This is a genomic window from Corynebacterium jamesii, from assembly GCF_046097395.1.
Lineage (GTDB): Bacteria > Actinomycetota > Actinomycetes > Mycobacteriales > Mycobacteriaceae > Corynebacterium.
Genome location: NZ_CP175789.1, coordinates 1235708 through 1260162, shown reverse-complemented (window position 1 = coordinate 1260162; position 24455 = coordinate 1235708). Strand labels below are relative to the sequence as shown.

Below are 24455 nucleotides of genomic sequence, written 5' to 3'. Positions count from 1 at the left end.
CGGCGCTGTAGCGCCGCGACGCCACGTGTAGAATCACTGGCATGACTGAACGCACTCTGATTCTGATCAAGCCCGACGGTGTTAAGAACGGCCACGTGGGCGAAATTATCTCTCGCATCGAAAAGAAGGGTCTGAAGCTCGTGGAGCTGGACCTGCGCACCGCTGACCGCGAGACGGCGGAGAAGCACTACGCTGAGCACTCCGACAAGCCTTTCTTCGGCGAGCTGGTGGACTTCATCACCTCCGCTCCGCTGGTTGCCGGCATTGTCGAGGGCGAGTCCGCTATCGCCGCGTGGCGTCAGCTGGCTGGCGGCACCCACCCGGTAGAGAAGGCCACCCCGGGCACCATCCGCGGTGACTTCGCCCTGACCGTTGGCGAGAATGTCGTCCACGGCTCTGACTCCCCGGAGTCCGCTGAGCGTGAGATCGGCATCTGGTTCCCGAACCTGTAAATAGCTGGAAAAGTTCACCGCGGGCGCAGAGCGTCCGCGGTCTTTGCATGTTTAGAGGGCTTGGAGTTAGCTGCCGATTTACCCGCCGTATCGCTGCTGGAAGTCTTGAGAGCCTTCTTCTGTCAGCGTTACCCAATTGATCGCGTCGCCGGCGGAGCGCAGCTCGCGAATCTTCGCTGCGTTGCCCTGCTTGACCAGTTTGTTCAGCGCCTCGTCCGCGTCCTTGGCAGTCCAGCCGTAGTGCGCCAGTTCCTCCTGCAGCCTGTCACTGAGTATCTGCAGCCCGCCCGGCACGCAGCGGCGGCAGTAGAGAAACGCCTGCAACCACGCCACGGGTTTTTCGATCCTTATGTCTTGCCTCAGCTTTTCGGGGATGGTGTAGCGGGCGGGGCGCCAGGCGTCAAAAGAAATAACCCAATAGGCAACACCAATGGTTACAAGCGCGGCAATACCTGCGTAGATCCAGCGGCCTTGGCCGCTATACATCGCCGCGATCTGGGACAGGCCGAAAACCAAACCGAGCAACAATACGAGGCGGCCTTCCTCTTTCCAGCTGAAGGGGGTGCGCGCGGCCTCTACATCGGTCTTCATGGGGGAGTAGTCGTTCCCGCGCACGCCGCCCCGCCGCAAGTAGCGCCACCACACAACGCAAGCCAGAATGGTGGCGGCAAGTATCCCGAGTGCGGGAAGCGGGCCGGCAACCGGTGAACAGAGGATAAACATCACCAGCGCGAACACGGAAGCCAAGGCGAATTGCGCGCCCTTGTTCGGCCTCATGCCGTTGGCTACGTCCGTTAAAACCTTATGGTCGAAAGCTTTAGAAGGCTGCGTGGGGGTTGGCATAGCGATTAGCGTAACAGGCGGTTTCCGAGCGTTCGCTGCACTGTCGGGTGGATATGAGACAATGGGGTACAGATCGGATGCTCACAACGATGATGCGGCACTAGCGATCAGGCAAACTTTGAAGACTTTAAAAGGAGATTTCGTGGCGACCATTAGCCCGGAAATTGCAGCTCAAGCTGAGAAAATTGATCGAGAGAGTGTGGGGGAGAAGGTTCGTGTCCACACCGTTGCCAAGCAGTTGGGGATCCGTGCGACGGACTTCCTGGGCATACTGGCAGACCACGGTATTGAGGGGAAGAAGACGGCCTCGTCGCTGACTCGGGCGCAGGTCTTTTCTGTACTAGACGCCCTTGGTTCCGCCGCCAAGCCCGCTCAGGCAAACGAGCAGGCCGCGGAGGTAGAGGCTCCTGCAGAGCCTACAGCAGAGGATGTTGCAGCTGAGGAACCGAAGAAGGCGGCTAAGAAGTCGGCGAAAAAGGCGGCCAAGAAGCCTGCGAAGAAGCAAGAGAAGAAGCAAGAAGAGAAGCAAGAAGAGGAGACCGCCGAGAAAACTGGCAAGAAAGCAGCCAGGAAAACCACGAAGAAAAAGACTGCCAAGAAGGCAGCGGAGCAACCTGCGGACGAGGCTTCTGATAAGGAAAATACGAAAGCGGTCGAGCAGGCGCAACGGGCGGAAGCACCAGCCGACATGTCACGGGAAGAGAAGGCTCCGGAGGAACAGGCGCAGCCGGAAAGCTCCGAGCAGAAGCCGGTTCGTCGCCGCCGAGTTCGCCGAGTTGTGCGCCGCGTGGGAAGTGCGCGCCGGGCGGAAGAGCGGGCGTCACACGATAAGGACGAAAGCGCTCTAGAAAAGAGCCCAGAGAAGAACCCAGTAAAGGCCCCAGAGAAAAACAACCAGCAGGCACACCAGAAGGCGACCGCGCTAGAGGACCTGCACCCCGCTGAACGCTCCACGGACGACATGGTGGACGAGCCGGTGAAGATGAAGGGCTCGACGCGCCTCGAATCGCAGCGTCGCTGGCGGGCGAAGAATCGCGATAAAAGCTATAAGGCCATCACTCGCGCCGAGTTCCTCGCCCGCCGCGAGTCTGTCGAACGCACCATGATCGTCCGCGACTCTCAGCGCACCGACCACAAGGGCATGATGACGCAGGTCGGAGTGGTTGAAGACGGTCAACTGGTCGAGCACTTTGTGGCAGACGCCACGCATCAGTCGCTGATTGGCAACGTGTACCTCGGTCGCGTGCAGAACGTGCTGGGCAGTATGGAAGCTGCCTTCGTGGATATCGGCACTGGCCGAAACGCTGTGCTGTACGCGGGCGAGATGGATTGGCACTCGCCACACCTGCACTCCAAGAACCGCAAGATCGACCAGGCGCTGCGCCCCGGCGATCAGATCCTAGTGCAGGTGTTGAAGGACCCGATCGGCCACAAGGGTGCGCGATTGACCAACCGGATTAGCTTCGCAGGCCGCTACCTGGTGTTCTTCCCGGCGGGTACGACCGCCGGAATCTCCCGGAAGCTGCCCGCGGGCGAACGCAAGCGCCTGAAGGACATCCTGGGTGAGGTCATCACTGGCGATGGTGGCGCGATCATCCGCACCGCGGCCGAGAACGCTACGGAAGAGCAGATCACCGAGGATGTTCAGCGCCTGGAAAAGCGCTGGCAGGACATCCGGAAGCTGGAGAAGAAGGAGCGAAATTCCAAGGGCTCCAAGCCGGTTACGCTCTACGAAGAGCCGAACATGCTGATTCAGGTTGTTCGCGACGTATTCAACGCCGATTTCTCCGAACTGATTATCGACGGCGACAATTCCTGGAAGGCAGTGCGTGACTACCTGGGCCGGACGTCCCCGGAACTGATGGACCGCGTACGCAAGTGGAACCGCGGGCAGCACGACGGCCAGGATGCATTTGCTCCATTGGACCTGGACCAGCAGCTGGAAAAGGCAATGGCTCGCAAGGTGTGGCTGCCGTCGGGTGGTTACCTGATCATCGATCACACCGAGGCCATGACGGTCATCGACGTGAACACCGGCTCCTTCGTGGGATCCGGCGGCAACCTCGAGGCAACTGTGACCGAGAACAACTTGGAGGCGGCCGAAGAGATCGTCCGCCAGCTGCGCCTGCGCGACATCGGCGGCATGATCGTGGTGGACTTCATCGACATGCTTCTGCAGCAGAACCAGGACCTGGTGCTGCGCCGTCTATCCGAGTTCTTGGGGCGCGACCGTACGCGCCACAAGCTGGGCGAAGTGACTTCGCTGGGCCTGGTGCAGCTGACTCGCAAGCGCCTGGGTACCGGGTTGCTAGAGACCTTCTCTACCCCGTGTGAGGCCTGCGAGGGTCGCGGGTTCATCATGCACCCGGATCCAGTGGAGCAAAAGGATCCTGAACCGCGCCGCGATCATGGCAACCGCAAGGAACGCCAGCAAGCCAAGAACCAAGCCCAGAACCAAGCCCAGAACCAGGACAAGAATCAGGACAAGGGGCAAGACAACCGAAACAGGTCCAAAAAGCAGGACCAGCCGAAGCAGTCCAAGCGAAAGCAGCGCGACCGGCAGGATGATGCGCAGCAACACTTGCAGAACCAGCAGGGTCAGCAGGATCAGCAAGGCCAGCAGGATCAGCAAGGCCAGCAGGATCAGCAGAGCCAGAAGAGCGACGAGCAGCGCGGCAACCAGCGCGATGATGCCACGCAGGGCACCCGCCGCCGGGTGCGCCGCCGCGTAGTTCGACGCGGTAACCCGCACGCCAGCCAGGCCGCTGAGCGCAGTGCTGAGCAGGATCAGCAGCAGGAACCCGAGCAGGCGGGGCAGCGTGGCAACCGGCGACGCGCTAGGCCTGGAAACTCTCGCGGTGCTCACGGTGACCACGGTGACCACCGCGCCAATAACGGGCAGAGCGCTGACAGTGCCGACAGCATTGACAGCATCGTCGCCACTGCTCGTCGGCGTTCCGCCGAGGCAGACCCGGAGGAGCCATCGGCTGCCCAGAATGCGGCCACGCCGCGCCGTCGTCGCCGTGTTGTGCGCTCGGCACGCTCGAGTGCGCGCACCGATCGTGCCTCCCGCGCTTCGTCCGGCCGGGGAGCCCGCTCTTCCGCCGCCTCTGCTTCCAGTTACGAAGAAGCCAAGCGCGAGTTTGACGAGTCTCCCCGCCGGAAGCGGCGCACACGCGGTAACTCCAAGTCTGACGTTGCCCCGCGGCCGGAGGACTATGGCGTCAATAAAGAAAGCAACGTCAATAAAGAAAGCAATAAGGTAAACCCCGACAGTGCCCCCGAACGCGCCGCTGGGAGCCCCGCAAAGACCACCCGGTCGCGTGGCCGTCGCCGGCGAGTAGTGCGCAAGCAGAACTAGTGCCGAGCGAAAGCAAAGGGATTTGGTTTTCAGCCCCCTGACCGGGTAGTCTTAACCAGTCGCTGTTCGTTCCGCCGGTGACCAGCTTTAACGCGCGCGTCGCCGGGGACTGCGCGGGTGCACTTGCTTCCTGCAGGGTGCGTTCGCGAAGTAAGCACAGAAGTGCCCCGAGCTTCGGGGGGACGGACGCAGCTAAGCAAAAGTAACAGTCAGGATGCTTCCTTCCCGCAGGGGGCTGCCTGAGCCGATTTGAGAAATTAAAGGGGTAGCCCTACATGTACGCGATCGTCAAGACCGGCGGAAAGCAGTACAAGGTTGCCGAAGGTGACCTCGTCAAGGTCGAGAAGATCGAGGGTGAGCCGGGTTCGTCCGTGGCTCTCACCCCGGTTCTCGTCGTCGATGGCGCAAACGTCACCACCGGTGACAAGCTGGCATCTGTCAACGTCAACGCTGAAATCGTGGAGCACGTTCGTGGACCGAAGATCCGCGGCATGCACTACCGCAACAAGACCGGTTACAAGCGCCGTTACGGCCACCGTCAGACCCTCACGGTTCTGAAGGTCACCGGTATCAAGTAAACTACCGAGACACTTCGATTTTCTTCCTTAAGGAGGGAGAGACTAATGGCACACAAGAAGGGTGCATCTAGCTCCAACAACGGCCGTGATTCCGAGTCCAAGCGTCTCGGTGTAAAGCGCTTCGGCGGCCAGCAGGTCAAGGCCGGCGAGATCCTGATTCGCCAGCGTGGTACCTCTTTCCACCCGGGTGAGAACGTCGGCCGTGGTGGCGATGACACTCTGTTCGCCCTGAAGGCCGGCGCCGTGCAGTTCGCTACCAAGCGTCGCCGCCGCGTGGTGAACATCGTCGAGGACGAGGCAGTCGAGGCCTAAAGCCGAAGGGAATCGCCCTCACCAACGTTTAAGAGTCCAGTGGACGCACTCGATGCGTGCACTGGACTTTTTGCATCCGTAATCAGGCCGTTGGGGAATGAATAGTGTAATGAAAATGCCCCGGTAAACCGGGGCTTTTGGGGGTTGGGTATGGGGAGGTGTTAGGGCAGCGGGGTATTACTCTTCGACGGGGCAAATGACGGGCGTGCTGTCATCATCCAGCACCTTCGCCCGCAGTCCGTAGACTTCCTCTAGCAAACCTGGGGTAAGCACCTCGGACGGCCGTCCCTGCGCCATGAGGCGCCCCTGGTGGAGCACGATCAGACGATCACAGTAGCGTGCAGCGAGGTTGAGGTCGTGAATCGCAATCAGAGCCACCGAATCATTCCGGCTTACTTCACGGCGGATGAGCTTCAACAGCTCCACCTGGTGCCGCAGGTCCAACGCGGACGTTGGCTCGTCAAGAAGAAGCACCTCTGGCTCGCGCACCAGCATCTGTCCGACGGCAACCAGCTGCCGTTGACCACCAGAGAGTTCATGAACATGGCGCGATGCCAGGTGTGTAATGCCGATGCGCTCCATCACTGAGGCTGCGAGTTCCTGGGCACTAGCGGCGGAGCCTCTTCCACCGGCGCTGTGTGCAAACGCGCGCGACGAACGGCGAGTGGCCACGAGGATCGACTCGAAAGCCGTCAGGGTAGTGCTGGACAGCAAGTCCTGCGGCACATAGCCGATCGCCTCGCGCCGCGCGCCGCCGGTGAGTTCTTCGCCGTCGACGGTGATGCTGCAGGTGCCTTGTGACGCCTTCTGTATCCCTGCGATCGTTTTCACCAGGGTGGACTTGCCCGCGGCGTTAGGCCCCAAGAGGCCCGTAATCGTTCCCGGCTCGAAGCCGGAAGCCGATACTCCCTTCAGTACAGGGCGTTTGCCATAACGGACATGAATGTCGTCGAGAGTGAGCATGAATTAAGACCCCCAGAGAGTGCGTCGGCGAGCAAAGATCAGCACGAGGAAGAAGGGCACGCCAACCAGGGACGTGATGATTCCGATCGGTACGGCAACACCCGGAACGATCGTAATGGAGACTGCGTGGGCGGCCGCCAGCAGTAGAGCACCGGCGGCCATGGAGGCAGGAGCGAAGTAACGCTGATCTTCGCCTACAAGCATGCGTGCTACGTGTGGGCCAACCAGGCCGATGAAGCCGATCACGCCAGCAAAAGCCACAGCGCTGGCTGCCAACAGTGAAGACACGACCAGGGTGGAGACGCGCAGGCGCTGGACGTTAATTCCCAGTGCAGCCGCTCGGTCGTCGCCCAACCGCAATGCGGTGAGCTTCCACGAGTTGAAGATTGTGAACGGGATTGCAATTGCCAGGGATCCCAGGATGATCGCGTTAGAGGTCCAAGTAGCGCGCTGCAAAGAGCCCATTGTCCAAAAAACGATCTGCTGCAAAGCCTCAGTGGTCGCGCGGTACTGCATTAAGGAGAGCAGTGCCTGGAATAGGAAAACAAGGGCAATGCCTAAGAGGATCATCGATTCGGCGCTGGCTCCGCGCCAGACGGCGGCGCCAGCTACGACGAAGACCGCGATCAGCGAAGTTACCCACGCCACGGCGGCGAGGTTGAATTGCGGGTTTGCCAGTACGGTCCAGCCCAGAACGATCGATGCTGCACCACCAAATGCCGCCGCGGCGGAAATTCCCAGGGTGAACGGCTCGGCAAGGGGATTATCGAGAATGGTCTGCATATGAGCCCCAGAAAGCGACAGCGAAGCTCCGATGAGCACTGCCATAACGGCAGCTGGCAGTCGTAGGTTCCACAGCACTGTGCGGGTGGTTTCGTCTACGCCATCGGGATTGAAAAGCCCATTCCACAGCTCGGAGAGGCTGAGGTCGATTGGACCAACAATGGTGGCGATGGCAAAAGCCACGAGCGCTGCGATCGTCAATGCGACGATCGCTAGAATCTTACGCCGGGACTGACGACGATAGTGCTGGATAACCTCGCTGGCTGCGGGGGCAGCGCCGGATTCCGCATCGTCGTTGGCGCTTGCAACCGGGGTTACGTTTGACGATTCGGTGGCTTGGGTGGCTTGCGCTGCCGATTTTTCTTCTGAGGTAACAAGGTGAGACATCGAATTACTTCTGTGTCGATTTACTTAATGGATTGTGTTAGTTCTTAATTGACGTGAAGAACGTTCCGGAATATTCAAATGGGAGCCACTCCTTGTGGAAGTCAGCGAAGTCGCGCTGTGGATCGAGATCCTTGAAGGTCTCCGGCTGGAGCCACTTGGCGAATTGCTCGAGAGCGAACACGTTCAGCGGGGAATCGTAGAACTGGTGATAGACCCCGTGTAGCTTGCCTTCCTTAGGAGCCTTTAGAGCTGTGAAGCCCGGAGTGGCCAGAAGACCTTGGAGCGTCTTCTCGGAGACGTTGGGCTTAGCTTTGTAGCCGAGCTCCACGTGGGGGAGGACCTCCGGCTTCTCCGGGTCCTTAGCCCAGGCGCCACCGGTGGCGATGATCTGCTCAGGCTGTTCAGAAATAACCTTTTCTGCGGTCAGGTCACCAGATTCGGACTCCAGTAGACTATCGCCTAGGTTTTCGCCACCGGCGGCGTTCACGAGGTCGCCGAGGTTGGATTCCTTCACTGTGGCGCAGCAATCCTTCATTCCTGCCGCCTGCCACACCAGTGTCTTTGGCTTGTTCTTCGCGGCGCTGGCGCGGTCAGTGATGTCCTTGACCTTGGCGCTGTAGAAGTCGTTGAACTCCTTGGCCTTGTCTTCCTTGCCAAAGAGCTGACCGTAGAGATCCATAGTCTTCGTGGTGTTCTCCAGTGGCTTTTGGCGGAAGTCGGTGAACACATACTTCAGACCAGCCTGGTCCATTTTTGTCAGTAGGCCGGATTCTTCGGCAGCTTTCTTGTAATCCAGGGTGAGCACGGTGACATCTGGTTTGTGGGATAGCAGACTTTCTACGCTCACGTCGCCCTGTGCGATATTGCCCACCGTCGGTAGATCCTTTAATTCTTTATGTGTCGCAGCAAGTTTCTCCTCATAGGAGGGGGCGGCCTTGTGCAGGTCGGAGCCGATGGCTACGACGTTTTCCGTGGGGTTTTCCTTGTTGAGCAGCGAGGTGGCAAACAATCCGCGGCCCTCTGCGAGCAGAACCCTGTCGGGCTGAGAGTCGAAGCTAACCTGGCGGCCGGTCACGTCGGTGACGGTGACCGCGCCGGAGCCGTCCGCGTTATTAGAGTCGCCGGAGTTGCCGTTGCCGGTGCCAGATGCGCCGCAGGCTGCGAGACCTAGGGCAGTGGTTGCCGCGACTACGGCCACGCAGGCTTTGCGTAGCGGAGAAAAACGCATAGTCACTCCTTAAAATGAGGGGAGAATCAATCCGAGGCTAACTCTGCTGATCAAGTTAGCCTATCCTTACGTATGGAAAGGGTAGCCTAACTATAGTGCATCTGAGGCCAAGATCAAAGGGTGGGGTGGATGTGGGGTCCACCTTCGCCCTGGGGAAGTCGCGGAGCGCTTCTATAGAGCCCGAGCTTTAGGACGCTGCACCAATACTCGATAGACTCGGGACTCGAAGATTTAGTTGGGAATTAGTTGGGGCGAAAGGAAAGCCATGCCACAATTCGTTGATCGCGTAGTTCTGCACTTGCAGGCCGGTGACGGCGGTCACGGCTGCGCTTCCGTCCACCGTGAAAAGTTCGTGCCCCTGGGCGGCCCCGACGGTGGCAACGGCGGCCACGGTGGAGACATCATCCTGGAGGTATCTCCACAGGTACACACCCTGCTGGATTTCCACTTCCACCCCCACATCAAGGCTCAGCGCGGTAATAATGGCGCCGGCGATCACCGACACGGCGCGCGCGGCGAAGACCTGGTGCTCCAGGTGCCGGAGGGCACCGTCGTTCTTAACTCCAAGGGTGAAGCGGTTGCCGACCTGACAGGTAAGGGTACTCGGATGATCGTCGCCGCGGGTGGACATGGCGGGCTGGGAAACGCAGCGCTGGCGTCCAAAAGCAGGAAGGCCCCGGGCTTCGCGCTACTGGGTGAACCTGGCGAGGCGAAAGACATCACCCTCGAACTTAAATCTATGGCCGACGTCGGACTGGTCGGCTTCCCGTCGGCAGGCAAAAGCTCGCTGATCTCGGTACTCTCGGCCGCGAAGCCGAAGATCGCGGACTATCCGTTTACGACCCTGGTGCCGAACCTGGGTGTGGTGAATGTTGGCCACGAGGTCTTCACCATTGCCGACGTGCCGGGTCTGATCCCGGGAGCCAGCGAAGGCAAGGGTTTGGGGCTGGACTTCCTGCGCCACATCGAGCGTACGGCCGTCCTTGCCCATGTTGTGGACGCTGCCTCGCTGGAAGCAGACCGCGATCCCGTCGCGGATATCAAGGCCCTGGAAAAGGAGCTGGCGAACTATCAGCAGGAACTGGCGAGCGACTCCGGGCTGGGCGACCTACGGGAACGCCCACGTGTGATCATCCTGAACAAGATGGACGTACCGGACGCCTCCGACATGGCTGATCTGCAGGAGGAGGAACTCAAGGAGTTCGGCTGGCCCATCTTCCGCATCTCTACCATTGCGCACAAGGGGCTCGACGAGCTGAAGTACGCGCTGATGGACATTGTGAAGACCCACCGCAAGGCTCACCCGGTTGAGGAAAAGCCCGCGCAGGTCATCACCCCGAAGGGGCTGCGCAAGCGCTCCGGCGGCCGCTTTGCCGACTTCGAGGTGGAGGTCGATCCGTCCGGCGTGGATGCCTTCATCGTCCGTGGCGAAAAGATTGAGCGTTGGATCCGCCAGACCGACTTCGAAAACGACGAGGCCGTGGGCTACCTGGCCGACCGCCTGGCCAAGGCTGGCGTAGAGGAGGAGCTCTACAAGGCCGGCGCCGATGCGGGAAGCGAGGTGACCATCGGAGAGATCACCTTCGAGTGGGATCCGCAGACCGCCGCCGGTGTGGATGTGATGCGCAGCGGGCGCGGCACCGATGCTCGTCTGGAGCAGAACACTCGCGCTACCCCGGAGGAGCGCAAGCGTGCATCCCAGGCTCGTCGTGGCCTGATCGACGAGAACGACTACGGCGATGGGGAAGTTGCCGAGCGCGAACGCTGGCAGGGGTAGCCGCAGCCTCCTCGCACCAAACCACCCAAGGAGCCGGGCCGGGCTGGCATACTAGAGGCTATGTCATCCTCCGATTCCGACTTTGCAGGCGAAAAAGAGTTCAGTTCAGCCCAGTCCGCGTTTAGCTACGCAGGGCCGGGGGAGATGACTCCCGAATTAGCAATCCCCGTGCCTACCTATGGGCAAAGGCCGGTGCACGAGCCCGGGCCAGTGGTTCCCGCGACCTCCATTGAGTTTCCCGAACCGGAAGCGAACGAAGACGATCCCGCAATGGGGCACGATTCCGACGTCCGTGGCGACATTGCCCACGCCCGCCGACTGGTGGTGAAGATCGGCTCGTCCTCCCTGACCGATGATGACGGTCGCGTGGATCCGAACCAGATCGATATGATCGCCGACGCGCTGGAGGCACGCATGGCGCGCGATACCGACGTGATCGTTGTGTCCTCCGGTGCTGTGGCCTGCGGAATGGGGCCGCTGGAGCTCGCGCAGCGCCCCACTGACTTGGCCACCAAGCAGGCTGCCGCGTCTGTGGGCCAGGTGCTGCTGGCCCAGGAATGGGCGCGCAGCTTCGCCCGTTACGGCCGTACTATCGGCCAGGTTCTTCTTACTGCTTCCGACGCCGCAGAGCGCGACCGCGCACGCAATGCCCAGCGCACCATCGACCGCTTGCGCCAGCTGAAGGCCGTGCCAATCGTCAACGAGAACGACACGGTCGCTACTTCTGAGATGCGCTTCGGCGACAACGACCGACTGGCTGCGCTAGTGAGCCACCTGGCCTTCGCGGACGCTTGTGTGCTGCTCTCCGACGTGGACGGCCTGTACGACCGCAACCCGGCCGAGCCGGGCGCACAGTTCATCGCAGAGGTGAAGACTTCTAAGGATCTAAAGGGCGTGGCCGCCGGCGACGGCGGGCGCCTAGGCACCGGCGGCATGGCGGCAAAGGTATCGGCAGCTCGCCTGGCTTCCCGCGCGGGCGTGCCGGTGCTGCTGACTTCTACGGAGAACATCGGCGCGGCTCTGGATACCGCGGAGGTAGGAACCTGCTTCTGGCCGGACCAGGATCGCTTGAGTGCATGGAAGTTCTGGGTGCTCTACGCTGCCGATTCTTACGGCAAGTTGCACCTGGATGCCGGTGCGGTGCGGGCGGTGACGGAGCGGCACAAGTCGCTACTCTCCGTGGGTATTACCAAGGTGGAGGGGGACTTCTCGCAGCGCGACGTGGTGGACCTGGTGGATCCGGATGGCAAGATCGTCGGCCGTGGCGAGGTTGCTTACGACTCCGCCATGCTGCACGACCTGATCGGCCAGTCGACCTCCGACCTGCCGGAGTTTGCCCGCAGGCCGGTGGTGCACGCTGATTACATGTCCCATTACGCCAACCGGGCGCAGCTTAGGGGCTAATAGGGGAGTGAGCCCCGGGGCTCCCGTAGGGCTCAAGCTGCGTTAATTTTGCGGAGGTTTTGTTATGTGACAGGGTCCCTTTAAGGATCCCTACATGGATGACGCATTGAGGGAGAGAACGGCTGCGCTAAGAGCCGTCATTCCCAGGCAGTTAATCCAGAATTCGGATCCGAGGAAGTTCGCCTTAATGTGAGCAGTGATCGCTGAAAGGAAATAGCCCAGTACACCTACTGAGACGGTTGTCGTGACTGAAGCGTTGCCAGTAGCCGTACCGTAAACCAGTCCTGTGGCTGCGAGAGACTTGATCGCGATCAGCGTCCACCACCAATCTTCGGGAAACTTAACCCCCTCAAGACAACGGCGTATGAACTTAGGCGGCTTGATGGAAATCAACGCGTCACCGGCGAGGACGGCGGCCAAAAGGTAGCTACCACCTGTTGCTAGAGAACTCAATTGGATTCCTTACTGTGAGAATTGGGGATTGAGCGATACATGAGAGTTCGCCTTGACTTCGAAGAAGCGAATATTAGGTCATACTACCTTCTCAAAGAGCCAATGCTGTGTTCTGGATTCCTACAACCGAGCGCAGCTCAAGGGCTAGTTCGCTAGCATGGGGTGGTATGACGAACTCCAACGACGCTACAGAGAACAAACTTTCCCCGGAACGTCAGGCAGAACGCGACGATGTTCTGGCTAAGGCTAAGAAGGCCAAGGAGGTCAGCTCCCAGCTGCTGCTGAACACCCAGCAGAAGAACAATCTGCTGGCAGCCGCCGCAGATGCGCTGGAGGCGAACGCGGCGGACATCATCGCCGCCAACGAGAAGGACATTGCGGCGGGCAAGGAGCGCGGCTTCGCCGACTCCCTGCTGGACCGTCTGGCGCTGGATACCGAGCGTATCGCCGGTATTGCCGGCGGTCTGCGCCAGGTTATCGGCCTTTCCGATCCCGTTGGCGAGATCGTCCGCGGCCACACCCGCCCCAACGGCCTACGTATGAAGCAGGTGCGCGTGCCCCTAGGCGTAATGGGTATGGTCTACGAGGCTCGCCCCAACGTCACCGTTGATGCTTTCGGCCTGGCCATCAAGTCCGGCAACGTGCCCCTGCTGCGCGGCTCCAAGTCCGCCCGCCACACCAACGAGAAGTTGGTGCAGATCCTGCAGAATGTTGCCGAGGCCCACGACCTGCCACGCGAATTGGTACAGCTGCTGCCCTGCGACACCCACGACTCGGTGCAGGACCTGATTACCGCCCGCGGACTGGTAGATCTGGTCATCCCACGCGGCGGCGCTGGGCTAATCAACGCCGTGGTGCTGGGGGCAACCGTGCCCACCATCGAGACCGGTACGGGCAACTGCCACTTCTACATCGACTCCTCTGCGGATATCGAGGAAGCCACGAAGCTGGTCATCAACGGCAAGACCCGCCGCTGCTCCGTCTGCAACGCCACCGAGGTGCTGCTGCTGGATTCCTCCCTGCCGGACCCGGACAAGATCTACGTTTTGGAGGAGCTGCAGAAGGCCGGTGTGACCCTGCACGGTGAGAAGAAGCAGCTGGATCCACTGATCAACGATTGTGTCCAGGCTGAGGAATCCGACTGGACCGACGAATACCTGAGCTTCGACATCGCCGTCGCCATCGTCGACGGTGTGGAGAAAGCCGTAGCTCACATCAACCGTTACGGCACCAGCCACACTGAGGGCATCGCTGCCCGCGACTACAAGACGACCAGCTACTTCGAGAAGTATGTCGACGCAGCGGCGGTTTCCATCAACACCTCTACTGCCTGGACGGACGGGGAGATGTTCGGCTTCGGCGCGGAGATCGGCATCTCCACGCAGAAGCTGCACGCCCGCGGCCCGATGGGTCTGCCGGAGCTAACTAGCACCAAGTGGGTCATCAACGGCGAAGGTCAGGTTCGCCCCTAAGCGTGGCGCTGGTGCCCACTTTTCCGGTTGAGAAGTGGGCGTCATATAGAAAGAACAGCTACACCACGAGCGTCAGGCTCGCGCCGAGGGCCAAGATCAGACACAGCGGCATCTCCCACATGCCGACCTTCTTCGGCGTCCATTCGCGCGGGTTTGCCTTGGCGATCGGTGGAACCATTCTGGCGCGTAGAGCGGCGGCACCCATCACGAGGATCATCAGCGGACCGCTGGCGGTGTATCCACCGTCGATCGCCGCCACAGCAGAAGTGATGAGCGTGATCAGCAAGGCGATGCGGTGGTAGCTCAGGGAGACCCGCTCAAAGGGGGCGTTATCCCGCTCGCGGATGATGGTCTTAACGTAGAAAATCGTGCCGGTGAAGTACAGGCCGATGGTTAGGGTGGTTACCCAGATGGCCACCGGAGCCTCGCTAAAAAACCACGGCAAGATGGAATAGCCGCTGGCAGACACGGCGACGATGTACATCAAGGCGCTGGCGATCGTGGTGGAGATTCCGGACATCAAGCTGCGGGGGCGCCGCCTGAACACCTCTAACAGAGCCACTGCAATCAGCGGAATAAACGGCACGCACCACCACAGCAAACGCGGCTGCAGCGACAGCACAATCACGGTGAAAACGGCCGTTAACGCCCCGTACGTCACCAGGGGCCAAAGGTACGCGCGACGGCGGGACGGGGCGCGAGTCTTAAACCATAAGCCGAAGGCGAAGAATGTGAAGTATCCGAAGATCCACGCCAGTGGCATGAAAGTTAGTGCCAGCCACTGCACCGGGTTGCCATAGGACGGCGCGATGACGGCGGCGGTGATCAGGCCCGTGGCGATGGGCAGGATGAGCATCGCCCACGCGCCGTGCTGGTTCGGAACCCAAGGGTTGGTACTCATCGCTAGCTCGGACACTCCCCGCAGTTTGGCCTATAATTTTGGGCGATCGTACGCCCGTACACTCCAGCCTAGAATCTTCCGGCGGGAAACTTAAAGCCCCTGGGGAAGAATGGAGGGTACGGCCGGAAAAAGAGAAGGTAGAAAAACAACCGTGCAGAAAACCACCACACAGCCCACCAGGGTCGGCATCATGGGCGGCACGTTCGACCCCATCCACAATGGGCACCTGGTGGCGGGCAGCGAGGTGGCGGATCTGTTCGACCTGGACGTAGTGATCTACGTGCCGACCGGGCAGCCGTGGCAGAAGAAGCACAAGAAGGTTTCCGCGGCGGAAGACCGGTACCTGATGACGGTCGTCGCCACGGCCTCTAACCCCCGCTTCCTTGTCTCCCGGGTGGATATTGACCGCGGCGGGGATACCTACACCGTGGACACGCTGGCAGACATCCGAGCGCAGTACCCCGAGGCCGAGCTGTTCTTCATTACCGGTGCCGACGCGCTGCAAAAGATCGTGACGTGGCGGGACTGGGAAAAGATCTTTGACTTGGCGCACTTCGTAGGCGTGACCCGCCCGGGCTACTCTCTGCCGATGGGGGACGGGGATAGCGATCACCCGCTGTCGAAGGAGGTCTCCGCCGGACGACTGTCTTTGGTGGAGATCCCCGCCATGGCTATCAGTTCCACCGACGTGCGCGAGCGGGCGACCAGCGGCCGGCCCGTGTGGTATTTGGTGCCCGATGGTGTGGTGCAGTACATCGCCAAGCACGGCATGTACGTTTCCAGCGAATAGCTGCCGGGTTGCTAAACTGGATGTGTTTTTAACCAATAATGAAGGGCTGAAATTTTTTGACTGCCACCGCAGAATCTATCGCGCTCGCCGGTGTGGCGGCGCGTGCAGCGGCTGAGAAGCTGGGGGAGGACATCCTGGTTCTCGACGTCTCGGACCGCCTGGCCATCACTGACGTGTTCGTTATCGTCAGCGGCGATAACGAGCGCATGGTGAACTCCATCGTTGACGAGGTGGAATACGAGGTGGGCCAAGACGGCCCGAAGCCGACCCGCCGTGAAGGCCGTGGCGAGGGGCACTGGGTGCTGCTGGACTACGGCAGTGTTGTCGTGCACGTCCAGCGCAAGGAGGAGCGCGAGTTCTACGCCCTGGATCGCCTGTGGCGCGATGCCCCGCAGATCGAGGTCGAGGGCGTGGAACAGCTGGACCGTGGTAGCAACTGGGATGCCGACACGGACGTGGACGTTCTGGAAGCCACCAGTATCGATGACCTGCCGCTGGCCGGGCCTGCCCCGGACGCAGACGAGCTGTAAGCGCTAAGACTTCACCATGGGCGAGCGCAGGGTCTATTTGGTCCGTCACGGGCAGACGGAGTACAACGCCGCTGGGCGCATGCAGGGGCAGCTGGATACTGACTTATCCCCGGTAGGCGTGCAACAGGCGAAAGTCACCGCGCAGATGCTGGGGGATAAGCGCATTTCGCGGGTGATCTCCAGCGATCTTAGGCGCGCCTACGATACGGCGCTGATCTTAGCCGAGCCCTTTGGCTGCGAGGTCACGACGGATAAACGCCTGCGGGAGACCGACCTGGGGCAGTGGCAGGGTGCCTCCCGCGAAGAGGTAGATCGGGACTTCCCAGGCCAGCGTGCATATTGGCGCCACGATCCGCAGTGGGCACCGCCGGAGGGCGAGACGCGACTGCAGGTAGCCGAGCGCGCCAATGCCGTGATCGAGGAGATCATGGCGACGAATACTTTTGACGACGGCGATGTGATGATCGTCGCCCACGGCGGCACGATCGGTGCGCTTACCGCTCGCCTGCTGGACCTGCCGGTGCGCTACTATCCAGTGTTCACCGGCCTGGGTAATGCCTGCTGGTCGCAGCTGTTGGCCCGCCCCCGCTTTACGGGTGAGGCGACGGGCACTACCCCGGTGGCCATCGACGGAACCACGGTACCGCTGGTGCCTTCTAGTCGCACCGACTGGTGGCAGCTGCCGCAGTGGCATTTAGAGGGGTGGAACTTGGGCGTGGCCACCGATGCGAGCCCTGATGAGGGCGCCCTTCCGGGTGCTGCCCCTAGTTCTTTTGGTCACGACGCCACTAGTTCCATCCCGCACAACTCCAGCGAAGGCAGGTAGGTAGTGGCCGTCCAGATCGTCACCGATTCTTCCTGCTGCCTGCCAGTGGAGCTCGCCACGAAGGCGGGCATCACGGTGTTGGACCTGCACGTGGAGGGCGAGGCGGCGGAACGGACCACCTCGAGCCTCAGCACCCTGGAACTAACCGCGAGCTACGCCCGCTTGATGGAGCGTGGCGGGGACGCGGGCGTGGTGGCGCTGCATCTGTCTAAGCAGCTTTCTGCCACGTATGCCAATGCGTGTGTGGCGGCGGGAGTGTTCGACGGTCAGGTGAAGGTGCTGGATACGAAGAACATCGGCATGGTACTGGGCTTTGCTGCGCTGAGTGCCGCCGAGGCTGCCCGCGGGGGTGCGGACCTGGATAAGGTGGTGGCAGTTGCCGAGGAGTCGTTAAAGAACTCCTCGCTGTGGCTGTATGTGCACCAGCTGGATGCACTGCGCAAAGGCGGGCGGCTATCGGTGGGCCAAGCGCTGTTGACGTCCACGTTGGCGATCAAGCCGATTCTGCAGCTGGCGGAGGGGCGGCTGACGTTGGCCGCCAAGACTCGCACGCAGGCGAAGGCGATGGATCGGGTGGTGAAGCTGGTGCGTCGCCTGGTGATCGACGAGGCTGTGGCAGGTAAGGGCAACCCCCGCGACGTGCAGATCGCTGTGCACCACAGCGATGCGGAAGACCAGGCGGTGGATCTTTCCGTGCGGCTCGGGGCGATGGTGGAGGAGCTGAACCAGCTGGAGGCCCCGGCTGAGCCACCGGAGCCGCGTCCGCACGGTCTGCGCAGGCAGGTGCGGGTGGAGACCTGGCAGTCACTGCCGCAGGTGGAAGTCAGTATCGTGCCACTGCCGAAGGCTCTGGAACTGCACGTGGGCCAGGGGGCACTGGGCGTGGCCGCGACCATGCGGGCGCGCGGACACGCCGCCGACGGCGAGGCTACTGAGCAGTAAGACATCTAGCGCCGGTACCTTCGCGCGGCGGGTGGCGGTTTATCCACAGGCGTGGAGTTTTCCACAGCCTCCTGGGCTTTTGCCACGTCAGTACCCGCACCACGAGCCGAACCGTTCATCCCACATGGTTTTATCGGCGTATGTCTACAGGACGAATGCGGCAGAGCTCCGTTAATAAAGTCCGCGCCCGCGCCGAGGCTCTAGCTCAGCCCATGCCGGAACATGAGTTGGCCAATGTTGATCTGGATACCCACACGGTCATAAGCGGCACGGCCTCCAGGGCGTTGATCGTCGCGGTGGGGGTGGCGGTGCTCATCAGTGTGGCGTTGTTCGCCTGCCAGCGGCAGGCCCCGGATGACGGGGCCGGGGCTACTGGAGCCGATATGTTGGTGGCCACGGGTGCTGCGAATGGGACTGCCGCGCCGAACGGCACGAATGGCACAGGCCAGGCCACCTCCTCCGACGGAAACCAGCCCGATCAGTCGACGGAGAACCAGGAGGTTGTGGTGAGCGTGCAGGGGATGGTGCACCGTCCAGGGTTGTTGAGGGTGCAGTCGAGTACCCGCGTGGGCGAAGCCATTGAAGCCGCCGGTGGTGGTTTGCCCAAGGCGGTCGTGCTGGGTATCAACCTGGCCGAGCCCGTCAGCGACGGCATGCAAATTGTGGTGGACGACCGTGGTTCGCGCGTGGTCTACGCAGGAGGGGAGCCCGCCGCGCCGGGCGGCGCAGCGTCGAAGGGCACTGGTAGCCCAGGTGCCGCCGGTAACACCGGCGGTACCGACAGCACGGGCAGTGCAGAGGGCAAGGTGAACCTCAACACTGCAGATGCCACCCAGCTGGAAACCATTAGCGGCATCGGCCCCGCGACCGCCGAGGCCATCATCGCTTGGCGCGATTCCAACGGGCCTTTCACTAGCGTGGAGCAGCTCATGGAGGTCCGCGGCATCGGCCCGGCAAAGTTCGAGGCGATGCGCGATGCCGTTACCGTTTAGCGCCGCACTGAGAGCTCAGTGGCACACCATCGAAGCCCACAGCACCGGTCCCCGCAGCACCGAGTCCCGCATTCCGGAGCCGTACTCTCCGGAGGCCGTCACCCAAGCCCGTGGCATCGACCTACGCCTCGTCCCCGTCGCCCTCGGCTGCTGGCTCATGGCCGCAGCGATTATCCTGACCCGCAGCTGTTGGCCTCTCGTCTTCGGCGCCCTCGCTACGTTCATCAGCGCCGTGCGGTGGCGGCAGCTCCGCCAGGGGTACGTCGCTGCCTGGCGCCGACTTTTCGCGCGCAGCGCCGCTACCGTCGGGGCCGTCGCTAGCGCGGTGGGGCTGGGTACATGGTTGCGGATCCTTCTAATAGACGCCCAACCGCTGCTGCGAGACCTCTCCACCCCAACAGGCAGTGTGCGGGAACGGGTGACGGTGGCCGGCCTGCCCAGACAGGTAGCGGAGGGAACGGTGCTGGTTCCCGTGGACGTCGACGGGCTGGGGGAGGTGCCACTCTTCCTGCGCCCCGACCTCGCAGGAGTCGATACCGCTGCTGGCAACGGCGCTCCTAGTAACGCAGGTAGCGCCGCAGCGGGGGACTTTACGGCCCTACAGCCAGGGATGAGCTTTGACGTGGCCGCCACCGCGCGCCCGAGCCACGGTGCAGACTTGGTTCCAGTCACGTTGTCTGCCACCCGCGCGCCAGAGAACCTCACCGAGCCGGAGGGGGTATGGCGGGTGACTGCCTGGCTGCGCGGAGGCTTCCACACGCTGTGCGCGGATCTTCCGTGGGAAACCGGAAAGATCCTGCCTGGCATGGTGATGGGGGATGTCAGCATGCAGGATTCCGCCCTGCGCCAGCAGTTCACCGTCACCGGTTTAAGCCACCTCAGCGCGGTCTCTGGCTCCAACGTCGCGGTGGTCACTGGTGCCGTGCTCGTGTTGGCCACTGCCTGCCGAGCGGGGCGCTACACCCGACTGGTGGTGGCTGCTGGGGCTCTGGCGGCCTTTGTACTGTTGGTGGGCCCGGAGCCCAGCGTGTTGCGGGCAGCAATCATGGGAGGTGTGGGGTTGGTAGCGGTGGCATCGGCTCGTTGGACTGATGTGGTCGCCTCCCTGAGCGCCGCCACCATTGCTTTGATGGTCCTTTCGCCGGGGATGGCCGTGAGCTATGCCTTTGTGCTCTCCGTGGCTGCGACGGCGGGCATCGTGGTGGTGTTGCCGTGGTGGTCGAAGGCCGTGCTGGTGCGACTGCCGCTGATTCCGTGGCTGTCCAGGGGCGAGCGCCCCACTCAGCTGCAGGCGATGCTGGTGCGTCTAGTGCTGGTAGCGGTTGCAGCAGACCTGGTGACGATCCCGATCATCGTCCACATGACGGGCAAGGTCTCTTTGGTCGCGATTCTCTGTAACCTTGCGGTCACGCTGGTGGTGCCCGTGATTACGGTGCTGGGACTGATGGCCGCCCTGCTGGCCGCGCTCTTCCCGCCAGTAACCGTGCCGCTGGCTACGATCATCGTGACCCCAGCAGTGCCGTGTGCGGCGTGGGTGCTGTGGGTGGCACGCACGGGTTCCGGCGCTCCGATGCTTGTCACCCCAGGCGGATGGCTGTGGGCGGGCATCGCCACCGCCGTGCTGGCGGTGTTGTTACTCAGTGTGCGTTATGCCCGCTACTGGCGCCAGCTCCGGTGGTGCTGGGCAACGCTGCTATGCGGAGTGCTGATGGTGGGGCTGTGGGGACGAGGAGGCGTGCTAAAACTAGAAAAACCAGACACACCCGTAGCGCCAAAAACCGGGCCGGTCGACCTCAACGGCAAGGTCGTCATTCGCGTGCGGGACGACGAGCAAGCACTGCGTCGGCAGCCCGAGGTCGAGGCAGCCGTGGCGGCAGCCGGTGGGGCAGAGCACGTGGCGCTCATCGTAACGGAGTGTGGAAAGCCGCACGACAGGCCCAGCTTTATGCCCAACGGCGTGCCCGTGTACTACCCGTGCAAAGACAAGGTAGAGATCCGTTAGAAGTCACACGCGCAGATCTGGCAAGATCGAACCCATGAACCGCCCCGAGCACCCCGCACCCATCAACCTGATCGTCGGCGGCGACGAGTTCCTGGCCGAACGGCGCAGGCAGGGCATTGTCGATCAGGCGCGGGCTGCCAGCGGAGACCCAAACCTACCGGTAGAAATGCGCAGAGCCTCGGAACTCAGCGCGCCAGAGCTAGCCGAACTACTAAGCCCCAGCTTGTTCGCAGAGGACCGCATTGTGGTCGTCACCGGCGTGGAAGACACGGGCAAAGAGATCGTGGGGCTGCTGGAGCAGGCCATTAAGGATCCAGCCGATGGCGTGGTGCTGATCATCGTGCACAGTGGCAAAGGTCGCAACAAAAAGCTCGTGGATAGCTGGCCGAAGCTCGGCGCGGCAGTGCTCCAAGCCGGAGCACTGAAAGGGCGCGAACAGTTGGCCTTTATCGACCAGGAGTTCCGCAGCCAGGGCGCGCGCGTGACTCGAGAGGTATGCGAATTGCTGCTGGACGTAGTGGGCAGCGATCTGCGGCAACTGGCCAGCGCCATTAGCCAACTGATTGCCGATACCGACGGGCAGGTGGATGCCGCCGCCGTGAAGCGCTACTACCAAGGAAAGGCGGAGGTCAGCGGCTTCGAGGTGGCCGACTACGCCATTGCCGGTAACGTCCGCGCCGCCGTGGCGCTGGCGCGCCGGGCGTTGCAGCTGGGCGTGGCTCCGGTGCTGTTGGCCAGCGCTGTGAGCTCCGGGATAGCCGATATTGCGAAGGTAGCGGGGGCAGGCAACATCAACCCCCGGCGCGACGCGGCGAAACTGGGCATGGCGCCCTGGAAGTTAGAGAAGACGGTCCGCACCGCGCGACGCTGGACCACCCCCATGATCGCGCAGGCGGTGCAGATCACCGCGGCACTGGACGCGGGCGTGAAAGGACACAGCGCCGACCCCGAATTCGCGGTGGAGGATGCGGTGCGCAAGATCGCGCAGGTTGCTAGTTCAGCCACCAGGCGCTAGCGAGCGTTAAAGCCCTTCCACACACCGCAGTGCACCGCGTCGTCGTAGCGGGATTCGAAGTGATACTCACGGGTTTCCTCCCAATCGTCCACACCACCTTTCAGGTGGGAGCCGATCAGGGCGCCGGTCAGCGATGCCCGCGTGTTGCGGTTGCCCGGCCAGTTCACAGCAACGTGCAGGAAGTCGTGCGGGGCGTACTGATCCTGGTTGTCCAGGTACAGCTGCGCCAGCAAGAGGGCAGAGGCGGTGCACGAACCGGCATCCCAGCCGCGCCCCAGAATCTGTACAAACTTGCGGCTGTTGCGGTACAGCTCTTCGAAGTCGCCCTGCTGCAGGAACGGGTTCAGGTGCTCGTGTACTGCGTTTACGCGGGAGATCAGCTCGCTCAGTGGTACGTCGGGGCCGGTCAGGTCGGTAATCAGTGCCGTGTCTAGATCCTGGAGGATGTCGGACTTTTCCTGATTAGTCAGCAGACTGTCGTTATCGAAGTTTTCGTCGCCAGCCAGGCCCTCGGCAACGTTCAGCAAATTGGCGCCCTTCCTGGCGGCCATCATGCAGGCCAGCATGGCGCAGGCGGCGCGGGCCACGCCCGAGTCGTGAGTCAGGATGCCCTGTAACACGGACCATCCCACGCCCTGGTCGGAGGGAGCCAGCAGCGCACTGGCGGCCACGCGCATGACGGCGCCGGAGCCACCGGAGTGTGTTGCTACGTCATCCCAGTGCTCCGTGCCGAGCTGGCTCAGCCGTTCCAGCGATTCCGTTGTGGAGGCGCCGGGGGAGCGGTCGTAATCCGGGTCGGAGTGGTATTTGAGGAAGTGCTCGCCGATGGCCTGCATGCCTTCTTCGCGGTCGAGGTCGCCATCGTCGATGTCCGACATTGCGGCGCAAAGCGCCAACGTCATTTGCGTATCGTCGCTGATCACCAGCGATTCGGGCAGCGGGGTGCGCTCCGGCTGTGGTGGGGTCTGGTATGGGTAGCCCCACGCATCGCCCAATGCGGTGCCGAGCAGGGCTGAGCGGAAACGATCCTTCATCCCTTTGTCGAACTCCTTCGCGGTAAAAAGTGCAGCCACCAGCCAATAGCTTGCAACTACACAGCCTGGGTTTTAGCTCGTCGTATCTAGCCCTCTAGCTTAGGGCATAGCGAAAACCCGCACCCGGGGAGGTTGTTGCTGTTGCCGCTTTGTGACGCAACATCTCAACCCCTTTATAAAGGTGCGGGCTGTGCTTTAGGCAAGTGCCGGTTGGAAGATCCCTTAGGCCATCTTGTTGAAGCGAGCGGCCATGCCGGACTTCTTGTTAGCCGCGTTGTTGCGGTGGATGGTGCCCTTGGTGACGGCCTTGTCGTAGAAGCGGGAAGCTACGCGCAGCTGAGCTTCTGCGGCTGCCTTGTCGCCAGCCTCAACGGCCTCGTTGAACTTACGGGTCTCGGTGCGCAGGCGGGAACGGATGGCTTGGTTGCGCTGGCGAGCGATCTCGTTGGTGAGAACGCGCTTCTTCTGCTGCTTGATGTTTGCCATGGTGGCGTGCCTCTTCTTTCAAAAAGTCTTCGGAAAAATTGCGTGTCCAGGGGGAGCGGACTCCCACCGCGGCCTCGCGGTCTCTAACACCCCGCCCAAGGTCCTGCGGGATGCGGCGTGGCCTGCAGCGCGCGATTGCAGCAGCGATGGCTTGCACGCGGCACTGTGAACTCGAAAAATGTTAGCAGTAGGTGCGGCGAAAAGACAAAAAGCTATCCCCAGCCATATTCCTGGCGCAGTACGTTGGCCACCCGGTCGAAGCGGCGGGCGGGCAGTGGAATACCGCGCCGCTGGATGTGGGATTCCGGAACCTCCAGCACCTTATCCATGCGAACCCAGCTATCGCGGTCGGCCCCGGAGCTCCACGGGCCCGTCCCGACGGGGATCCAGTTGATCTGATCCGCGTACTCCTCGCGTGAGGAAATCAGCAGGGTGAGCAGTCGGTGGTGATTTCGGCCCACCACCAGCACAGCGCGACGCTCGGGAATCACACCCTTCTTTGGGCGGATGTTGGCCCACACCACCTCACCCGCATCGGCCTGGCCATCCATGTCGGGGATGTACGTCACCGGCCGGGCGAGGTCCCGGCTGGGGGTCTTGATTGTTTCGTCCCGAGTATCCGCCAAGCCCGCGTATTCTGCGCCCATCCCGAGGTGTGCGTTGAGATCCGCGATGCCGTGTTTCAGCGCCTGCTTGCGCGTGAAATGGCGCGTGTAAAAATGCTGGAAGAACCTCCTAATGCCCCCAAGGGGATTGCGGGATTTCCCGCGTGGGGGTGTAGCTCCCACACCACTTTCTTCGGAACCAGCCATAAGTGACAGATTACCTGACCGGCGTGCGCACAGGAATAAAGTTCGCAGCTAAACCCCGTCTGCTACTTACGGGCCGATACATAGTAGGGTTACGCGTAAGCGAAAGAGGAGG

At 61.9% G+C, this 24455-nt stretch carries 23 protein-coding genes; 14 read left to right on the top strand and 9 right to left on the bottom strand.

Annotated elements, in window-relative coordinates; all coding sequences use genetic code 11:
• Positions 1–41 precede the first annotated feature (41 nt).
• Positions 42–452 carry a nucleoside-diphosphate kinase gene (gene ndk / locus ACKFRT_RS05735; RefSeq protein ID WP_005296491.1) on the top strand — a complete coding sequence of 137 codons (411 nt, stop codon included), beginning with the start codon at positions 42–44 and terminating at the stop codon, positions 450–452.
• A 78-nt stretch (positions 453–530) separates the two neighbouring features.
• Here the strand turns inward: ndk and ACKFRT_RS05730 are convergent, their stop codons facing one another.
• On the bottom strand, positions 531–1295 hold the full coding sequence (locus ACKFRT_RS05730; protein ID WP_408924655.1) for a hypothetical protein: 765 nt from the start codon (positions 1293–1295) through the stop codon (positions 531–533).
• A 142-nt stretch (positions 1296–1437) separates the two neighbouring features.
• On the opposite strand from ACKFRT_RS05730, the gene ACKFRT_RS05725 reads away from it, so the two are divergent.
• The 3 genes from ACKFRT_RS05725 (at position 1438) to rpmA (ending at position 5546) form a co-directional block, all read left to right on the top strand.
• Positions 1438–4656 carry an Rne/Rng family ribonuclease gene (locus ACKFRT_RS05725; protein WP_408924654.1) on the top strand — a complete coding sequence of 1073 codons (3219 nt, stop codon included), beginning with the start codon at positions 1438–1440 and terminating at the stop codon, positions 4654–4656.
• A 275-nt stretch (positions 4657–4931) separates the two neighbouring features.
• On the top strand, positions 4932–5234 hold the full coding sequence (gene rplU / locus ACKFRT_RS05720) for a 50S ribosomal protein L21 (protein ID WP_034985382.1): 303 nt from the start codon (positions 4932–4934) through the stop codon (positions 5232–5234).
• Positions 5235–5279: 45 nt separating this feature from the next.
• Complete coding sequence (gene rpmA / locus ACKFRT_RS05715; RefSeq protein ID WP_296215563.1) at positions 5280–5546, top strand: 50S ribosomal protein L27; 267 nt, start codon at positions 5280–5282, stop codon at positions 5544–5546.
• A gap of 177 nt (positions 5547–5723) precedes the next feature.
• Here rpmA and ACKFRT_RS05710 read toward each other — a convergent pair whose 3' ends face one another.
• From ACKFRT_RS05710 to ACKFRT_RS05700, 3 genes are read right to left on the bottom strand one after another with little or no spacing between them, the layout of a single operon-like run.
• Positions 5724–6509, bottom strand: a complete 786-nt coding sequence (locus ACKFRT_RS05710; RefSeq protein ID WP_296215562.1) for an ABC transporter ATP-binding protein — start codon at positions 6507–6509, stop codon at positions 5724–5726.
• Between the two features lie 3 nt (positions 6510–6512).
• Positions 6513–7679 carry an iron ABC transporter permease gene (locus ACKFRT_RS05705; RefSeq protein WP_296215561.1) on the bottom strand — a complete coding sequence of 389 codons (1167 nt, stop codon included), beginning with the start codon at positions 7677–7679 and terminating at the stop codon, positions 6513–6515.
• Between the two features lie 37 nt (positions 7680–7716).
• Positions 7717–8907 (bottom strand): ABC transporter substrate-binding protein, encoded by a 1191-nt coding sequence (locus ACKFRT_RS05700; RefSeq protein ID WP_408924653.1) that lies wholly within the window; start codon positions 8905–8907, stop codon positions 7717–7719.
• 265 nt (positions 8908–9172) lie between these two features.
• Between ACKFRT_RS05700 and obgE the strand changes: the two genes are divergently transcribed.
• Both obgE and proB read left to right on the top strand, forming a co-directional pair.
• Positions 9173–10684 (top strand): GTPase ObgE, encoded by a 1512-nt coding sequence (gene obgE / locus ACKFRT_RS05695; protein WP_408924652.1) that lies wholly within the window; start codon positions 9173–9175, stop codon positions 10682–10684.
• Between the two features lie 144 nt (positions 10685–10828).
• The gene (gene proB / locus ACKFRT_RS05690; RefSeq protein WP_408926068.1) at positions 10829–12088 is read left to right on the top strand and encodes a glutamate 5-kinase; all 1260 of its coding nucleotides are present in this window, start codon (positions 10829–10831) and stop codon (positions 12086–12088) included.
• A gap of 90 nt (positions 12089–12178) precedes the next feature.
• On the opposite strand, the gene ACKFRT_RS05685 is transcribed toward proB, so the two are convergent.
• Entirely contained in the window at positions 12179–12541 is a 363-nt protein-coding gene (locus ACKFRT_RS05685) for a DoxX family protein (RefSeq protein WP_408924651.1), read from the bottom strand.
• A gap of 167 nt (positions 12542–12708) precedes the next feature.
• Between ACKFRT_RS05685 and ACKFRT_RS05680 the strand changes: the two genes are divergently transcribed.
• Complete coding sequence (locus tag ACKFRT_RS05680; protein WP_408924650.1) at positions 12709–14013, top strand: glutamate-5-semialdehyde dehydrogenase; 1305 nt, start codon at positions 12709–12711, stop codon at positions 14011–14013.
• A gap of 58 nt (positions 14014–14071) precedes the next feature.
• On the opposite strand, the gene ACKFRT_RS05675 is transcribed toward ACKFRT_RS05680, so the two are convergent.
• Positions 14072–14914, bottom strand: coding sequence for a YwiC-like family protein (locus ACKFRT_RS05675; protein ID WP_408924649.1), 843 nt, complete (start codon positions 14912–14914; stop codon positions 14072–14074).
• A gap of 109 nt (positions 14915–15023) precedes the next feature.
• On the opposite strand from ACKFRT_RS05675, the gene nadD reads away from it, so the two are divergent.
• The 7 genes from nadD to holA all read left to right on the top strand — a co-directional run bounded on the left by nadD (position 15024) and on the right by holA (position 22011).
• Positions 15024–15704 (top strand): nicotinate-nucleotide adenylyltransferase, encoded by a 681-nt coding sequence (gene nadD / locus ACKFRT_RS05670; RefSeq protein ID WP_408924648.1) that lies wholly within the window; start codon positions 15024–15026, stop codon positions 15702–15704.
• 56 nt (positions 15705–15760) lie between these two features.
• Positions 15761–16234, top strand: coding sequence for a ribosome silencing factor (gene rsfS, locus ACKFRT_RS05665; protein WP_296215554.1), 474 nt, complete (start codon positions 15761–15763; stop codon positions 16232–16234).
• Between the two features lie 16 nt (positions 16235–16250).
• Positions 16251–17060 (top strand): histidine phosphatase family protein, encoded by an 810-nt coding sequence (locus ACKFRT_RS05660; RefSeq protein ID WP_408924647.1) that lies wholly within the window; start codon positions 16251–16253, stop codon positions 17058–17060.
• Between the two features lie 3 nt (positions 17061–17063).
• Complete coding sequence (locus ACKFRT_RS05655; protein ID WP_408924646.1) at positions 17064–18002, top strand: DegV family protein; 939 nt, start codon at positions 17064–17066, stop codon at positions 18000–18002.
• A gap of 140 nt (positions 18003–18142) precedes the next feature.
• Positions 18143–18994 carry a helix-hairpin-helix domain-containing protein gene (locus tag ACKFRT_RS05650; protein ID WP_408924645.1) on the top strand — a complete coding sequence of 284 codons (852 nt, stop codon included), beginning with the start codon at positions 18143–18145 and terminating at the stop codon, positions 18992–18994.
• Entirely contained in the window at positions 18978–20996 is a 2019-nt protein-coding gene (locus ACKFRT_RS05645; protein WP_296215550.1) for a ComEC/Rec2 family competence protein, read from the top strand. Before ACKFRT_RS05650 ends, ACKFRT_RS05645 begins: the two co-directional genes overlap by 17 nt.
• Positions 20997–21030: 34 nt before the next feature.
• On the top strand, positions 21031–22011 hold the full coding sequence (gene holA / locus ACKFRT_RS05640) for a DNA polymerase III subunit delta (RefSeq protein WP_408924644.1): 981 nt from the start codon (positions 21031–21033) through the stop codon (positions 22009–22011).
• On the opposite strand, the gene ACKFRT_RS05635 is transcribed toward holA, so the two are convergent.
• From ACKFRT_RS05635 to ACKFRT_RS05625, 3 genes are all read right to left on the bottom strand, one after another.
• The gene (locus tag ACKFRT_RS05635; RefSeq protein ID WP_296215548.1) at positions 22008–23084 is read right to left on the bottom strand and encodes an ADP-ribosylglycohydrolase family protein; all 1077 of its coding nucleotides are present in this window, start codon (positions 23082–23084) and stop codon (positions 22008–22010) included. The two genes, holA and ACKFRT_RS05635, sit on opposite strands and share 4 nt — an antisense overlap.
• A gap of 183 nt (positions 23085–23267) precedes the next feature.
• A complete protein-coding gene (gene rpsT / locus ACKFRT_RS05630; RefSeq protein ID WP_296215547.1) occupies positions 23268–23531 on the bottom strand; it encodes a 30S ribosomal protein S20 in 264 nt (87 codons plus the stop codon).
• 212 nt (positions 23532–23743) lie between these two features.
• Entirely contained in the window at positions 23744–24343 is a 600-nt protein-coding gene (locus ACKFRT_RS05625) for a type II toxin-antitoxin system PemK/MazF family toxin (protein WP_408924643.1), read from the bottom strand.
• Between the last annotated feature and the right edge of the window lie 112 nt (positions 24344–24455).